The 15,770-nt window shown below is 38.0% G+C and carries 13 protein-coding genes; 8 read left to right on the forward strand and 5 right to left on the reverse strand.

What is annotated here, in order from left to right; genetic code table 11:
• Positions 1–88 precede the first annotated feature (88 nt).
• The 3 genes from L3V46_RS11000 (at position 89) to L3V46_RS11010 (ending at position 3,192) form a co-directional block, all read left to right on the forward strand.
• Positions 89–1,759, forward strand: a complete 1,671-nt coding sequence (locus L3V46_RS11000) for an FMN-binding glutamate synthase family protein (protein WP_004821337.1) — start codon at positions 89–91, stop codon at positions 1,757–1,759.
• 209 nt (positions 1,760–1,968) lie between these two features.
• Positions 1,969–2,592, forward strand: coding sequence for a hypothetical protein (locus tag L3V46_RS11005; protein ID WP_239045701.1), 624 nt, complete (start codon positions 1,969–1,971; stop codon positions 2,590–2,592).
• Between the two features lie 12 nt (positions 2,593–2,604).
• A complete protein-coding gene (locus L3V46_RS11010) occupies positions 2,605–3,192 on the forward strand; it encodes a hypothetical protein (RefSeq protein WP_239045702.1) in 588 nt (195 codons plus the stop codon).
• A 56-nt stretch (positions 3,193–3,248) separates the two neighbouring features.
• Here L3V46_RS11010 and prpC read toward each other — a convergent pair whose 3' ends face one another.
• Positions 3,249–4,385: a 2-methylcitrate synthase gene (gene prpC / locus L3V46_RS11015; RefSeq protein WP_239045703.1), complete on the reverse strand. Its 1,137-nt coding sequence runs from the start codon at positions 4,383–4,385 to the stop codon at positions 3,249–3,251.
• 4 nt (positions 4,386–4,389) lie between these two features.
• Entirely contained in the window at positions 4,390–5,274 is an 885-nt protein-coding gene (gene prpB, locus L3V46_RS11020; protein WP_004720700.1) for a methylisocitrate lyase, read from the reverse strand.
• Between the two features lie 236 nt (positions 5,275–5,510).
• Here prpB and L3V46_RS11025 point away from each other — a divergent pair, with 236 nt between their 5' ends.
• From L3V46_RS11025 to ppk1, 4 genes are all read left to right on the forward strand, one after another.
• Complete coding sequence (locus L3V46_RS11025; RefSeq protein WP_004720703.1) at positions 5,511–6,164, forward strand: TetR/AcrR family transcriptional regulator; 654 nt, start codon at positions 5,511–5,513, stop codon at positions 6,162–6,164.
• 128 nt (positions 6,165–6,292) lie between these two features.
• Positions 6,293–7,213: an ornithine carbamoyltransferase gene (gene argF / locus L3V46_RS11030; RefSeq protein ID WP_004720705.1), complete on the forward strand. Its 921-nt coding sequence runs from the start codon at positions 6,293–6,295 to the stop codon at positions 7,211–7,213.
• A 95-nt stretch (positions 7,214–7,308) separates the two neighbouring features.
• Positions 7,309–7,779: a hypothetical protein gene (locus tag L3V46_RS11035; RefSeq protein ID WP_343212651.1), complete on the forward strand. Its 471-nt coding sequence runs from the start codon at positions 7,309–7,311 to the stop codon at positions 7,777–7,779.
• Between the two features lie 207 nt (positions 7,780–7,986).
• Positions 7,987–10,092 (forward strand): polyphosphate kinase 1, encoded by a 2,106-nt coding sequence (gene ppk1 / locus L3V46_RS11040; protein ID WP_004821325.1) that lies wholly within the window; start codon positions 7,987–7,989, stop codon positions 10,090–10,092.
• A 149-nt stretch (positions 10,093–10,241) separates the two neighbouring features.
• On the opposite strand, the gene L3V46_RS11045 is transcribed toward ppk1, so the two are convergent.
• From L3V46_RS11045 to L3V46_RS11055, 3 genes are all read right to left on the reverse strand, one after another.
• Positions 10,242–11,471, reverse strand: coding sequence for a CaiB/BaiF CoA-transferase family protein (locus L3V46_RS11045; protein ID WP_239045705.1), 1,230 nt, complete (start codon positions 11,469–11,471; stop codon positions 10,242–10,244).
• Between the two features lie 77 nt (positions 11,472–11,548).
• The gene (locus tag L3V46_RS11050; RefSeq protein WP_034610301.1) at positions 11,549–12,865 is read right to left on the reverse strand and encodes an MFS transporter; all 1,317 of its coding nucleotides are present in this window, start codon (positions 12,863–12,865) and stop codon (positions 11,549–11,551) included.
• 251 nt (positions 12,866–13,116) lie between these two features.
• Complete coding sequence (locus tag L3V46_RS11055) at positions 13,117–14,340, reverse strand: acyl-CoA dehydrogenase (RefSeq protein ID WP_004821319.1); 1,224 nt, start codon at positions 14,338–14,340, stop codon at positions 13,117–13,119.
• A gap of 345 nt (positions 14,341–14,685) precedes the next feature.
• Between L3V46_RS11055 and L3V46_RS11060 the strand changes: the two genes are divergently transcribed.
• Positions 14,686–15,639, forward strand: coding sequence for a LysR substrate-binding domain-containing protein (locus L3V46_RS11060; protein WP_239045706.1), 954 nt, complete (start codon positions 14,686–14,688; stop codon positions 15,637–15,639).
• The last annotated feature ends 131 nt before the right edge of the window (positions 15,640–15,770 follow it).

The raw sequence follows: 15,770 nt of genomic DNA on the forward strand, positions 1-15,770 counted from the left end.
ACCATTCTCAAGTCTAACAAATCATTACTTGAGCTTTTTCATCAATTTGGGCAATTTAGCGCTATATAAAGAATGAGATATTTACTTCATGGCAAGTCCTGCTCAAGCAATTCGACATCAACTTCTCAATACTTTTTTCTCCCGTTATTCCGTTTGGTTCCTTTGTATATTTGTATCTTTATATTTGACTTGGATTATTTTCTTTAACGAAGGTCATTATATTTATTACTTTTTTTCAGATACTGTACTGAATTTAGCTTGGATTATTTCATCCATATTGGCCGCAATTGGCTTTGCCGATATCATCCAAACACAGCATTCTATTTTAAGAAATTACCCTTTAATGGGACATTTCCGATTTTTCTTTGAAGATATACGTCCTGAAATTCGTCAATATTTCATTGAATCTGATGATGATGCCTTACCTTTTTCACGTGCACAAAGAAGCTTAGTCTATCAACGTGCTAAAAATGAAAATGCAGATAAGCCTTTTGGTTCAATTATTGATGTCTATCAAGATGACTATCGTTTTTTAACCCATTCGATGACACCCAAAACACCTGCTGATTTTAATACATTTAGAATTAGTATTGGTAATGATCAGTGCTCACAACCTTATAGCGCTTCGATCATGAATATCTCAGCAATGAGTTTTGGTAGTTTGAGTGCAAATGCCATTCTTGCTTTAAATACTGGTGCAAAAAAAGGCAACTTTTATCATGACACAGGTGAAGGCAGCTTAAGTCCTTATCACCTTGAACCGGGTGGTGATATTGTTTGGGAAATTGCCAGTGGCTATTTCGGTTGCCGTACTTTAGATGGTAAGTTTGATCCTGAAAAATTTAAGCAACAAGCGGCTTTGCCTCAGATCAAAATGATCGAAATCAAACTATCACAAGGGGCAAAACCAGGGCACGGCGGTATTCTGCCTAAAGATAAAATCACCAAAGAAATTGCCGAAATACGCGGGGTTTCTATGGACGTGGATTGTATTTCTCCAGCAACACATTCTGCTTTTAGCAATCCTATTGAAATGATGCATTTTATTCAGCAATTACGTGAGCTATCCAACGGTAAACCGGTTGGTTTTAAATTGTGTATCGGGCAACCTTGGCAATTTATGAGCATTGTAAAAGCCATGCTGCTGACCAAAATCACTCCAGATTTTATTGTAGTTGATGGTTCAGAGGGCGGTACAGGTGCTGCCCCTATTGAACTGATTGATCATATGGGGACACCTTTACGTGAAGGCCTACTTTTTGTAAACAATACCTTAATTGGCGCAGGGTTACGTTCTCAAATCAAGATTGGTGCAAGTGGTAAAATTATCAGTGCCTTTGATATTGCTAGTACGATGGCTATGGGTGCCGACTGGGTCAATTCTGCACGTGGCTTTATGTTTGCGGTGGGTTGTATCCAAGCACAAAGCTGTCATACCAACCAATGTCCTGTTGGCGTTGCAACGCAGAACAAAGAACGTCAAAAAGCGCTAGATGTACCATCTAAAGCAGACCGTGTGTTTAGTTTCCAAAAAAACACCTTAAAAGCGCTTGCGGAAATGATTGCCGCAGCTGGCTTACAACATCCTGCTGAGATTAAAGCACATCATTTGGCACAACGAATCAATGACCGTGAAATCAAAAACTATGCTCAATTGCACTTTTGGATGAAAGACGGCGAATTGCTCAGTTGTGAAAATAAAGATGAAGAAAACTTCTATTTTAGAATGTGGAACTTAGCAACTGCTGAACATTTCTAATTATTTGCAAGCGAAATTTCATTAAGGAGATCATCATGATCTCCTTTTTTTATATCTAGCATTTATATAGTTAAAAGAAGCCTAATCTTCTGTTTTTAATTCTTCCGCATTTTTTAAGTTTATATTGGCTTTTATTTTTACTCAAACACCATTTTAATTTAAACAATATTTAAGCAAGATATCTTAAAACACATCAAGAATATTTGCGGATGAAATTTCTAAAACACATAATCACCACCACTATCCTTACAACGTCATTACATTGTTATGCAACTGTCGGTGGTGGACAAACAATAGAAGTATTGGGTTATGAAGCAAAACAACAAAAACTTTATCTGTTAAGACACTATGAAGATGAGCGTGGGCGCTTGCCGCAGTTATACTATTATCAGCTCAACAGTAAAACACCTGACAAGTTGATTGAAGTACAATCGTTATATATCAATCCCAAAACGCATCAAATTGACTATGATCAAGATGCTATCCAGTTTGAAAAAGACCTAAATAAAATTAAAAAGCATTTAACACCGTTACTTATAGGAAATGCCAATACAGCAAAAATTCAAGTGGTGCAAAGTCAAACTCATTACGTTCCTGCTTGGCATGATCAATCCCAAAAGATTCCTCAATATAAAACCATATACAAAGTTACAACAGCTTCTTTAAAAAGCAAAAACCAACAAGCTGTACAGTATGCTAAAACAATAAAAATCACTCAGAACTATATCGTGCCAAATCAGAATAAGCTGCTGATTGTGGTTAAATATTTCGGCATTCCAGAAGAAACAGGCTATGATGTTGAAGATGCTATTTTGCTCTTACCAATACAATAATGAGGATAAATCGTGTTAAAAATAATCACATCAACGCTCTTATTCAGTTTTAGCGCTCTCGCTTTTGCAAAAAGTGATAGCAATATTTCACTTGAAGTCCTCGGCTATGATTCAGATAAAAAAGCGGTTTTAATTCTTGAAAACTCAGCAAGCTATGACATTCCAAAAGTTTATCGCTATTCACTGAGTGAAAAACGCTATGATCTGCTCAAATATGATGAAAATTTTACAGGTATTACAGATCAACAAAGCTTTCAGCAAAAACTTTCAAGCATAAAGACTCAGCTCAAACCGCTTAAAAAGATCGCGCTTCAAGACTTTAACGTTAATCTACTCGAACAAAGACCTTCTGATACTGAAAGCTCTGACTCATTTAAAACAATTTATGGCTCGATATTTACAATATCAAGTCCGCAATATCAAAGTCTTCAACAGAATTTAACCAGTTACAGTCCAGAAATTAAACTTAAACAGGCTTTTGAACTGCCAAAAAACAAAGGGGCGCTTATTACTTTTGAATCACTCAGCTTACCTTTTGATGAAGGATATAACCGTGAAGAAGCTGTTGTTTTATTTCCTACGGGTCAACTTCCCCAATAAATAAAGCCTCTTAGGAGGCTTTATTTTTACTGCTTTTATCAATCTTGATTAATGGACTATGCTGCTGAACGTTCAGTGATCGGTACAACTTTACGGAGCTCTGGACCAGTATAATCTGCGCTTGGACGAATAATACGATTGTCAGCACGTTGTTCCATTACATGCGCTGCCCAACCCGTAACACGAGACATCACAAAGATTGGTGTGAATAATTTTGTTGCAATATCCATGAAATGATATGCAGATGCATGGAAGAAATCGGCATTACAGAACAATTTCTTCTCACGCCACATCACTTCTTCACAACGTACTGATACTGGGTAAAGCACTGTATCACCAACATCTTTTGCTAAACGCTCAGCCCAAATTTTGATGATGCCATTACGCGGGTCATTGTCTTTATAGATCGCATGACCAAAGCCCATGATCTTTTCTTTACGTTCAAGCTTACCCAGCATTTCACGTTCAGCTTGTTCTGGAGATGTCCAGTTTTCAATCATTTCCATCGCAGCTTCATTTGCACCACCATGCAAAGGTCCACGCAGTGAACCAATTGCGCCAGTAATACACGAGTGCATATCAGACAATGTTGAAGCACATACGCGTGCAGTAAATGTTGACGCGTTAAACTCATGCTCAGCATAAAGAATTAATGAAACATTCATTACTTGTTCATGTAATTCATTTGGCTTTTCGCCACGTAGTAAATGCAAGAATTGTGCACCGATTGAATCGTCATCGGTATTTTCTTCAATACGTACACCATCATGACTAAAACGGTACCAATAACAAATGATCGCTGGCAAAGTTGCAAGAATACGATCTGCCACATCTTGTTGTTGATCAAATGATTTTTCAGTTTCCAGATTACCTAACATTGAAACCCCTGTGCGCATCACGTCCATTGGATGTGAATCAGCAGGAATACGTTCCAACACTTCTTTTAAAGCTTGCGGTAACTGGCGAAGTGATTTTAATTTAGCTTTATATGTCGCCAACTGTTCTGCTGTAGGCAATTCACCAAAGAAAATAAGATAAGCGACTTCTTCAAATTGGCAATTTTCTGCAAGGTCATGCACATCATAACCACGATAAGTTAAGCCTGCGCCACTCTTGCCTACTGTTGAAAGTGCTGTTTTACCTGCAACTTGACCGCGCAATCCAGCGCCTGTAAGTACTTTTCCTTCAGCCATTTTATTATTTCTCCTGCGTGAACAGTTTGTCTAGGGTGTTTTCGAAAGTGTGATAATCAAGGAATTCGTAAAGTTCTTTTCGTTGTTGCATGCTATCCAGTACATTAACTTGTGTACCATTTTCACGAATTGAACGAAAAACTTCGAGGGCTGCTTTTTGCATTGCACGTGTTGCCGACAATGGATATAGCACCATGCTGATGCCCTGTTCAGCTAACTCTTGGGTGGTGTAATAAGGTGTATCACCAAACTCTGTAATATTTGCAAGAACAGGGACACCTACTGCATCACAGACTGTTTTATACATGGTAATGTCGGTCATTGCTTCAGCAAAGATCGCATCTGCACCCGCCTCGACACATGCACAGGCACGATCAATCACGGCTTGCAAACCTTCTTTTTGCAATGCATCTGTACGTGCCATCACAACAAAGTTTGAATCTGTTTTTGCATCAACTGCTGCTTTAATGCGATCAACCATTTCTTGTTGAGAAACAATTTCTTTATTTGGACGATGACCACAACGCTTTTGTGCAACTTGGTCCTCAATATGGACAGCTGCCGCACCAGCACTAATCATTTGTTTAATTGTCCGTGCAATATTAAATGCACCACCCCAACCTGTATCGATATCAACAAGTAATGGTGTATCTACACGTTCTGTAATACGACGAACATCTTCCAATACGTTGTCTAAGCTGGTCATCCCTAAATCAGGTAAACCATAAGAATAGTTTGCCACACCAGCACCTGAAAGATAGATGGCTTTATAACCCACCTGTTTCGCCATCATCGCTGCATAAGCGTTGACTGTACCAATGATTTGTAATGGTTTTTCCACTTCTAGAGCTTGTCTAAATCTTAAGCCTGCAGACGTCTGTTGTGTCATATTCCCTTCCACAGTGGTCACTTGTTTATTGAGTTTTGAGTATAGCCATAATTTATATTTCGCATATGACCATTTAGGTATATTACTCTAAAACTTTAGTCAAAGAAAAATGAATTTTGATTCATTTTTTCATTTTTATGCACTTTTTTTAATCATTTTTTCCAATAGCACGTTTGCTAAGAAATTTATTGACATCTTTGATATAATAGTTACAACCCATTTTTCCTCAGTAATTTATGAACGAAGATTTAGCACAAGTTGAAGCTACAGGATGTGATTTTCCACAAACTAAACGTGGGCATGAGCGTCGCTTGGCATTACTGATTAGTGCAAACGATCTTTTTTTAGAGCATGGTTATGATGCGGTATCTTTAGATGACATCGTGAATCATGCAGGCGGGTCAAAAGCCTCGATTTACAAATATTTTGGTAGTAAAGAAGGTCTATTTACAGCGATCTGTGACTATCGTCGTGATTTATTCTTTAAAGATATCTGCATTCCATTTAACCCCGCATTGAATGAGCTCAGAGCATATTTGATCAATACCTTGATTAACTTTTATAAGCATATGATCATTCCTGAAAATATTGCTTTTATACGCTTGGTCCTTGAACGTTCACAAAAAGACCCTCAATTGGCCGTCTATATTCATGAAAAAGGACCAAAGCAAGTACAACACTCTATTGCATGTGCCTTGGAACGTTGTGTAGAAAATCAAATATTAACCTGTGCAAATCCTTTATTTTCAGCACAATTTTATTTTGGAATTCTTAGAAATTTGGAATGGCGAATTTTAATGGGGATTGAAATCAAAGAATCTGATCAAGAAATATTCAATTGCGTAAGTTATTGTGTAGATCGCTTCTTAGAGGGCCATCAAAAGGTCTAATTTTTTTGCGTTTTCATATTCATATAGTATATTAGCTGATTCTCCTTTTTATTTTCATCAACCACCAACAATGAATTGTTGGTCAATTTCCCTATTGGTTTTGACTAAACAATTATTGTGGAGTAACCATGGCTCTACGACATTTTCTTACTTTACGTGATTTATCCACTGCTGAACTTAACCGTATCATTGAACGTGCTCAAGAGTTAAAGCGAAAACAACACAACAACGAAGTATTTCAACCCTTTGTTGGAAAAGTCATGGGGATGATTTTTGAAAAGTCGAGTACCCGTACTCGTGTATCTTTCGAAGCTGGTATGAGCCAATTTGGAGGCAGTGCAATTTTTCTTTCATCACGCGACACTCAATTGGGTCGTGGTGAGCCAATTGAAGATTCTGCACGTGTGATCTCGAGCATGCTTGATATCGTGATGATTCGTACATTTGGTCATGATATTGTTGAACGTTTTGCTGAATATTCAACAGTCCCGGTTATCAATGCATTAACTGATGACCACCACCCTTGCCAGCTACTTGCGGATGTACAAACATTTGTTGAACATCGTGGTTCGATCAATGGCAAAACTGTGGCTTGGATTGGCGATGGCAATAATATGTGTAATTCATATATTGAAGCTGCGCATATGTGGGGCTTTAAGTTAAAAATCGCGTCTCCGAAAGGTTATGAACCAAAACCTGAATTTCTTTCAGAATTTGCACATTGCGTAGAACTTTTTGAATCAGCAGAAGACGCAGCGGTCAATGCAGATCTGATCGTGACGGATGTTTGGGCAAGTATGGGCCAAGAAGAAGAACAAAAAATTCGTGAAAAAGCGTTTGCTGCGTATCAAGTGAATGAAAAATTAATGGATTTAGCACATCCAGATTGTCTATTTATGCATTGCCTACCTGCACATCGCGGTGAAGAAGTTTCTGAAAATATGCTGGATCACAAAAACGCTGTGGTTTGGGATGAAGCAGAAAATCGCCTACACGCACAAAAAGCCTTGGTTGAATTTTTAATCAATGAAAATTTAAACAAAGACTAATTTGTTTTGTTTTAAGATAAATAAGCACCAACTATGGTGCTTATTTTTTGTTTCAGTATAATAAAATCCATATTTTTAATATGTGTATAATTCAAATGAAATTTAAAATAATTCCTTTATTCGCAATGTCAATGTACATGCTCATTTCTCAAAGTAGTTATGCAACTGAATTAGATGATTATTTGATTCAAAAGAATTTGATTGGACAGGGTTATAAAATTATAGATCAACAAAATTTAGATGATGTTTTAACTGCGTTAAGTGAAGAAGACTCTCGCGTGCTGCCTGTACAAGTCGACCAAAACACAGTGATTGAGAAAATTCATATGTATCATGATCATGTTGATTTGCAAGGTTTAATTACATCTAAAGATTTTAATCAGTTTTCAAATAGCATGGGTAAAGAAAAAACTCAGCAACTTTTGATGGAAGGAATGCTTGAAAATTGTCATTTACTTTTTGAAAATGAATTCCAACGTCAAAATCCTTATTATGTAAAAATAAAACTGATGTCTGAACATAAAGCCTATGAGCTAAAACTCAAAAATGAGCAATGCAAATTTTAATTTGTAATAATATTGTCTTGGTGCATTGTATCAGTTCACATTTTGTCTAAGCAGATTCGGTTTTTTTTCAAGTTGATCTAACGATTAAAAAATTAATATTTTTTAATCGTTTAAGATTAAGACAATTTTTAAAATTTTAACTATCTGTAACAATTTTGTCATGTAGAATACTTACTATGCCCTTCAAGGTCGTTAAGACAGTTTCAAATGACGCAGATCATGCCCGCTTCAAAAAGTTTAACCACGCCTGAATTTCAACATAGCTCTAGCAGCTATATTAATCGTGAAATTTCCTTACTGGAATTTCATAAACGTGTGTTAGCCCAAGCAAAAGATGAAACTCATCCTCTGCTTGAACGATTGAATTTTCTCATTATTTTTTCACGTAATTTAGATGAGTTTTTTGAAATTCGTGTCGCTGGATTAATGAAACAACTGGACTTCAAAACCATTACCACAGCGCCAGATGGTATTCCAAACGAAGTCATTCTTGAGCAAATTTCACATAACGCACATCTTGCGATTCAAGAGCAATACGACACCTTAAACCATGTGTTATTGCCTGAGTTAGAAAACTATGGCGTCAAATTCATCCAATATAATGATATTTTAGAAAAACACGCGGAATGGATTAAAAATTACTTTTTTAAACAAGTACAACCTGTTGTAACACCAATTAGCTTAGATCCTGCTCACCCTTTCCCGCGTTTGGTCAATAAAAGCTTAAACTTTATTGTCACCTTAGAAGGAAAAGATGCTTTTGGTCGTCAGATTGAACTGGCCATTGTACCCGCACCTCGTTCCTTACCGCGTGTTGTACGCTTACCAAACGAGCTCACAGACGGTGCAGAACATTACATTTTATTGTCAGCCATTATCCAACAGCATATCAGTGATTTATTCCCCGGCATGACGGCAACGGGATGCTATCAATTCCGTGTTACCCGTAATGCTGACTTAACGTTGGCAGAAGATGTCGATGATTTGGCAGTGGCATTGAAAGATGAATTATCTTCACGTCGTTTTGGTCGTGCAGTTCGTTTAGAAATCGCAGATAATTGCCCAAATTCAATTAATAATTATTTACTAGAACAATTTGATTTAGATCCACAACATCTTTATCAAGTGAATGGTCCTGTCAATTTAACACGTCTGATTACTGATTTTGATATTCCAGAATTAAGGTTTAAGCCGTATCAAGCCGTTATTCCCAAAGCCTTAAGAAATTCAAATAAAATATTTGAAATACTAAGCAAGCAGGATTTGCTATTACATCATCCATTTGATTCTTTCCAGCCCGTTATCAATCTACTCAAAGAAGCGGCAAAAGACCCCAATGTTTTAGCAATTAAACAAACTTTATATCGTAGTGGTCCAGACTCAGAAATTGTACAAGTGCTGGCAGAAGCTGCTCGCAATGGGAAAGAAGTTACAGCGATTATCGAATTACGTGCGCGTTTTGATGAAGAATCCAATATTATCGTCGCAAATCTTCTACAAGAAGCTGGCGCAGTTGTGGTGTATGGTATTGTCGGTTATAAAACCCATGCCAAAATGATTTTAATTGTGCGACGTGAAATCGACAAACTTAAACGTTATGTACACCTTGGCACAGGCAACTACCATGCTGGAAATGCACGGATGTATACCGACTATGGTTTACTGACTACAAATGATGAAATTTGTGAAGATGTACATAAGATCTTCCAAGAGCTGACAGGTATGGGTAAATTGTTAAAGTTAAAAAAACTCTTTCATGCCCCCTTCACCTTACACTCTCAGCTGTTACATTTGATTGAGCAAGAAACAGCACATGCAAAAGCGGGTAAAAAAGCCCGTATCATCATTAAAGTCAATGCATTGACTGAACCTAAGCTGATTACAGCTTTGTATAAAGCATCTCAAGCTGGGGTTAAAATAGAGCTGATTATTCGTTCCATTTGTTGTTTAAGACCACAAATTGAAGGACTTTCGGAAAATATTAAAGTTCGTTCTATTGTCGGGCGCTTCCTAGAACATACTCGTGTTTATTATTTTTATAATGATGCCAATGAGGACTTATACTGCGCAAGTGCTGACTGGATGGGTCGAAACTTATTTTCTCGGGTCGAAACTTGCTTTCCAATTGAAGATAAAAAGCTTAAAAAACAGATTATTGAATATGGGCTACTCAGTTATTTAAAGGACAATATTCGTGCTTGGGAACTCGATGCCAATGATCAATGGCATGCAGTTCAACCTAAAGATGATGAAAAACCTTATATTGCCCAACAGGTGTTGATGCAACAACGGATTATTCCCACTACAGCGTAATTCTTCCATATTGTTATTATCATTAATTCAGAACAGCCCTCCTTAAAAAGGAGGGTTTGAATGATTAATGCGGCATTGCAGCACCCCAATCAAGCTATCACGTTGATTGGTCCTATACGTTGATTTCAATATTCTTTAAAATTAGCCGACTATAAGCCAATACCCTCAATAACACCTTGTTGCTTTAACTGTAACAATTCATCATCTGAACAAAATTCTTCTAAAATCGCTTTGGTATGTTCTCCTAAGCGTGGCGGTGCATTACGATATTCAACAGGTGTTCCTGTCATTTTAATCGGTGAACCAATCACATTAAAATCAGGATTATCTGTATGTGGAATATTGACCACCATTTTACGATATTGAATTTGGGGTTCATCTAAAGCATCTGCAACAGAATTAATCACGCCAACAGGTACTTTCACTGCATGAATTGCATCGACCCAATGCTTCGCGGTATTTGATAAAAAATATTCAGACAACAAAGCAACCAATTCTTGACGATATTTCACCCGATCTTGATTACGGAGATAGTTTGGTTGATCTAACAATTCAGGTTTTCCAATGGCAATACATAAATCTTTAAATTGTTTATCATTGCCACAGGCCAGAATAAACTCCTTATCTTGCGCTTTAAAAGTCTGATAAGGCACAATATTGGGATGATGATTGCCCATTCGTTGAGGTGCGATACCTGAACTTAAATAGTTCATACCTTGGTTGGCGAGTCCAGCAACCTGTACATCTAACAACGACATATCAATATACTGCCCAACACCTGTTTGCTGACGAGAAATCAGTGCTGCCTGAATCGCAATTGTTGCATATAGCCCAGTCTGAATATCAACCACCGCCACACCAACTTTTTGTGAACTTGCCCCTAACTCTCCTTCTTTCTCGCCAGTAATACTCATCAAGCCAGACATACCTTGAATGATAAAGTCATAACCCGGTTCTTCTGCACGCGGCCCATCTTGACCAAAACCAGTGATAGAGCAATAAATCAATTTTGGATTAATATGTTTGAGGGTTTCATAATCCAATCCATATTTTTTCAATGAACCTGCTTTAAAGTTTTCAATCACAATATCTGCGGTTTTCACCATGTGTTGTAGTAATCGCTGCCCATCCTGCGTTGCCATATCAATTGCCACTGAGGATTTATTGCGATTCGCAGATTGATAGTATCCAGATTCTCGTGTCGCTTGACCCTGTTGATCAAGCATCCAAGGCGGGCCCCACATACGGGTATCATCACCAACTTTAGGGCGTTCAATCTTGATCACTTCGGCGCCTAAATCTGCGAGAACTTGCCCACACCACGGACCGGCAAGTACTCGACTTAGATCTAAAACTCGAATTCCTTGTAATGCACCCATATGTTTACCTCTATGTCAGGAGTAAGTGAATACTCCTCAATTTTACGATTTACTGAATCTGTTTAAACAAGCGTTGACTATTGTTGTTGTGGGTCATATTGACGATCTTTAATAAATAAGCCAGGCAGTACCCCTGCAACAAAGTAAGCTGCGCCCATCACGATAAATGCCGTCATAAATGTTCCGCCCGAAGCAAGGAAACCAATGGTTGCTGGGGCAATAGCTGCACCTACTCGCCCAATGTTATATGCACCACCAATTGCTGTACCTCGAACATCGGTAGAAAATGATTCCGCCATATAGGTCGCATTTACACCATAAGGGATGCCATATAAGAAACCAAAAGTGATCAATAAGTACAAAATATTGTCTGGTGTATTAAAGATAATAATCACAGGTAAGAAGACAGCGCTGGCTATAGTACCGAACACAAATACTGCACGACGATTAAATTTATCTGCCAAATATCCCGCTAAGATCTTGCCTAAAATCATTGCTGTATATGAACCCACCATATAGCTGGTCATGTTTTTAAAGTTCATATGCACTTCTGTTTCTAGATAACTCGGCATCCAATTGTTGATTCCGTAGTAACCAAATTGTAAGAAAAAGGCCGTAGTCATCCACAATAAAAACATTTTACGGTGCTTAAAGTTGGCAAAAATTTGTTTATAAATACTGCCACTTTTCGGTTTCTCGGGAACTGTAGCTTCAACTGGTTTCTTGCCTTGAAGCTGATTGATTTTGTTGAGCTGCCAAGACTTTGGTTCAGGTACAAAGCGTTGCAAGAAAATATTGATAAATGCTGGAATAACCGTGATAAAAAACAAGACTCGCCAACCATGATCAGGAATAATCGCACCTGCTAATAATGTAGCAACAATATATCCAACGGTTTGCCCGGTTTGTAATGTACCCAATACCGTAGTCCGATACGTTGTAGGAACATATTCAGCCATAAGGGTATTGCATGCCATATAAAGCGCCCCAATCCCTAGTGCACCAATAAATCGTAATGCCATAAATTGTTCAAAACTTTGGGTAAAGCCTAACAAACATGTTGCAACTGAGAAAAACGATACAGAATTAGCAATGGTACGTACGCGGCCAAACTTATCACATGCCCATCCCCCTAAAATTCCACCAATCCCCATACCTGCCAGAGAGGCACTGCCTAAGGCGCCAGCCTGAAAAGTAGATAATGCAAACTCACCTTTTAAACTGGTTAAGCTATAGGACAACAACATGATATCCACGCCATCGACGACCATAGCGAAATAGGCGAATAAAAGTGCCCATTTCCAAGTATTTGGGCCTATTTTTTCAAAGGTTCCAATATTGGATGGCATGGATAATTTTGTTGAAGTTGTAACTGATCGAACATCATTGTTCATTTTTCCTCTACCTCATTTTCCCAAATGAGTCATCGGTCACTTTTTATCTTTCTCTCTACTTATTTCTTTGTTATTTTTATTGCATCAATCTAGAGTTAAGTATGAGAGTTAAAAGAATAATCAGATATTTTTCACGATGAATCCTTTTATCATTGATTTATTTTTACCTTAGTTTTTATAAAATTTAAGGCAAAAAATCCTACAAGGGATGCTAGCTAGATTTAAGCATCCCTGTTTTAAAACAGTGGATTTTAGTTACTAAAGGCAGCAATACCAGTTTGTGCACGCCCGAGAATTAAGGCATGTACATCATGGGTACCTTCATAGGTGTTGACTACTTCCAGATTGACTAAATGACGAGCGACACCGAATTCATCACTGATACCATTGCCACCCATCATGTCTCGAGCAACACGCGCAATATCTAAAGCTTTACCACAATTGTTGCGTTTAATCAGTGAAGTGCCTTCAACAGAAGCGATACCTTCATCTTTCATACGACCAAAACGTAATGCGATCTGCAGCCCTAAAGCAATTTCAGTTTGCATATCTGCAAGTTTCTTTTGCACCAATTGATTCGCAGCCAATGGGCGTCCAAATTGTTTACGATCCATCGTATATTGGTGTGCAGTGTGCCAGCAAAACTCTGCCGCCCCCATCGCGCCCCATGCAATACCGTAACGTGCACTATTTAAACAAGTAAATGGTCCACGCAAACCACGAATTTCAGGAAATGCATTTTCTTCAGGAACAAAAACATTGTCCATCACAATTTCACCGGTAATCGATGCACGCAAACCGACTTTGCCATGAATCGCAGGCGCAGAAAGTCCTTCCCAACCTTTTTCTAGGATAAAGCCACGAATTTCACCGACATTGCCTTCAGCAGAAACTTCTTTGGCCCAGACCACAAATACATCAGCGATTGGACTATTGGTAATCCACATTTTTGCGCCAGTCAGACGATAACCACCTTCGACCTTTTTAGCACGGGTAATCATACTGCCTGGATCTGAACCATGATCAGGTTCTGTTAAACCGAAACATCCAATAAACTCGCCAGTAGCTAATTTAGGTAAGTACTTTTGTTTTTGCTCTTCAGAACCAAATTCATTGATAGGCACCATCACCAATGAGCTTTGTACACTTGCCATTGAACGATAACCCGAATCTACGCGTTCAATTTCACGGGCAATAAGACCGTAACTGACATAGTTTAGACCTGCACCACCGTATTCTTCAGGGATTGTCGGCCCCAGCAAACCTAGCTCACCCATTTCACGAAAAATAGAAGCATCTGTTTTTTCATGGCGGAATTGTTCCAAAACTCTTGGCATCAGTTTGTCTTGTGAATAGGCATAAGCAGCATCACGAATCATGCGTTCTTCAGAACTGAGTTGCTGTTCCAATAAAAATGGATCTTGCCAGTTAAATTGAACACGTGCCGTTTTTGTAGAATTAACCATTTGATTCATAGCATCCTTTGCTGAACATATCTTGTTGTCTTAGTAGTGATGTTAGGTGTGAAAATTCATACTTTCAAACGATTAATTCTCACTCAGATATTCCATTTACGCATATCTTGTGTTTTTATAACATGGCTCGCTCAATGACTACGGTTCAATTATGCGGGTATTAAACGAGGCTTTTTAACAGATTTTTATCATCTTTACATCCTCTTATAAATTTTCATTTGAGGTAAAACCAAATGGTTTGATGGAAGATTAATTACATACATCTGCTTTGCTTTAAGTTCTTTTTGCTAGATATGAATAGATTAAATTTAGTCTTAATTAAACTTTGATATTCAAGGAATGAATATGCGTAGAATGATTCCCTCATTACAATCATTGATATGTTTTGAAGCGGCTGCCAAGCATCTAAGCTATACCTTTGCTGCACAAGAGCTGCATCTTACTCAAAGTGCGATATCTCGCCAAGTACAACAACTCGAAGATTTTTTAGGACTCAATCTATTTAACAGAACACGGCATGGCGTTGAATTAACACAAGCGGGTGAACATTATTATAAAAACATCAAAGCTCATTTATTGGGTATTGAGCAAAGCACTCTCGATTTAGTGAGCCATAAAGGTTTAGGCGGTACGCTAAAATTGGGGGTTGTACCGACATTTGCAACACGTTGGCTGTTACCCCGACTGTATAAGTTCAATGAAATATACCCTGAAATTACGATTCATTTAGAGACTAGTACCAAACCCTTTTTATTCAGTGAGCATATTTTTGATGCTGCAATATATACTGGTACACCTGCACAAATTGAAAATTGGCCAGGTGCAAAAGTCCACTATCTAATGAATGAAGATGTTGTTCCTGTGTGTTCTGCTGAGTTAATTTTTAAGCATTTTCCAGAGCTAAGAGGACCTTCTGGAGATTTACGTCGAAGCTTAACGGCGGAAGAGATTGCCACGCTGCCCTTACTCCAACAAACCACACGCCCCTATATTTGGAAAGAGTGGTTTGAAGTTTCTGGTTATGAGCATCCTTTTGCATTAGAAGGACAACGGCATGAATTATTTTCGATGCTTGCGGTGGCAGCCATACATCATATGGGGGTTGCGCTTATTCCACAAAAACTACTGGAAAAAGAACTGCGCTCAGGTGATTTAATTATCGCCTCAGAAATTAAGCTAAAAGGTTCACGTGCCTATTATTTTGTCTATGCAGAACAACAGCAAACACCCCTCATTGCTAAATTTGTTGAATGGTTATTGACAGAAGTTGAACAATCACAAAGTACTTTTTTAAAATAACGCGATTTCAAGTTAAACAATAGTTTGTTCAAGATTTATAGAATGCAGTTTAGCTTCTATATTGTGATGAAAAAACTCAGCTTGTAGGAGATGAAAAGAACAGCGCCTACAATAGAGAATACAAGCCTACT

Origin of the sequence: Acinetobacter sp. AG3 (genome assembly GCF_022343575.1) — a bacterium.
Classification (GTDB): Bacteria; Pseudomonadota; Gammaproteobacteria; order Pseudomonadales; family Moraxellaceae; genus Acinetobacter; species Acinetobacter guillouiae.

Bases quoted from the DNA above. Each gene is read 5' to 3' on its own strand.
- L3V46_RS11000 (WP_004821337.1), top strand. From the start codon at position 89: ATGGCAAGTCCTGCTCAAGCAATTCGACATCAACTTCTCAATACTTTT.
- L3V46_RS11005 (WP_239045701.1), top strand. From the start codon at position 1,969: ATGAAATTTCTAAAACACATAATCACCACCACTATCCTTACAACGTCA.
- prpC (WP_239045703.1), bottom strand. From the start codon at position 4,385: ATGGCTGAAGGAAAAGTACTTACAGGCGCTGGATTGCGCGGTCAAGTT.
- prpB (WP_004720700.1), bottom strand. From the start codon at position 5,274: ATGACACAACAGACGTCTGCAGGCTTAAGATTTAGACAAGCTCTAGAA.
- L3V46_RS11025 (WP_004720703.1), top strand. From the start codon at position 5,511: ATGAACGAAGATTTAGCACAAGTTGAAGCTACAGGATGTGATTTTCCA.
- argF (WP_004720705.1), top strand. From the start codon at position 6,293: ATGGCTCTACGACATTTTCTTACTTTACGTGATTTATCCACTGCTGAA.
- L3V46_RS11035 (WP_343212651.1), top strand. From the start codon at position 7,309: ATGAAATTTAAAATAATTCCTTTATTCGCAATGTCAATGTACATGCTC.
- ppk1 (WP_004821325.1), top strand. From the start codon at position 7,987: ATGACGCAGATCATGCCCGCTTCAAAAAGTTTAACCACGCCTGAATTT.
- L3V46_RS11045 (WP_239045705.1), bottom strand. From the start codon at position 11,471: ATGGGTGCATTACAAGGAATTCGAGTTTTAGATCTAAGTCGAGTACTT.
- L3V46_RS11050 (WP_034610301.1), bottom strand. From the start codon at position 12,865: ATGAACAATGATGTTCGATCAGTTACAACTTCAACAAAATTATCCATG.
- L3V46_RS11055 (WP_004821319.1), bottom strand. From the start codon at position 14,340: ATGAATCAAATGGTTAATTCTACAAAAACGGCACGTGTTCAATTTAAC.
- L3V46_RS11060 (WP_239045706.1), top strand. From the start codon at position 14,686: ATGCGTAGAATGATTCCCTCATTACAATCATTGATATGTTTTGAAGCG.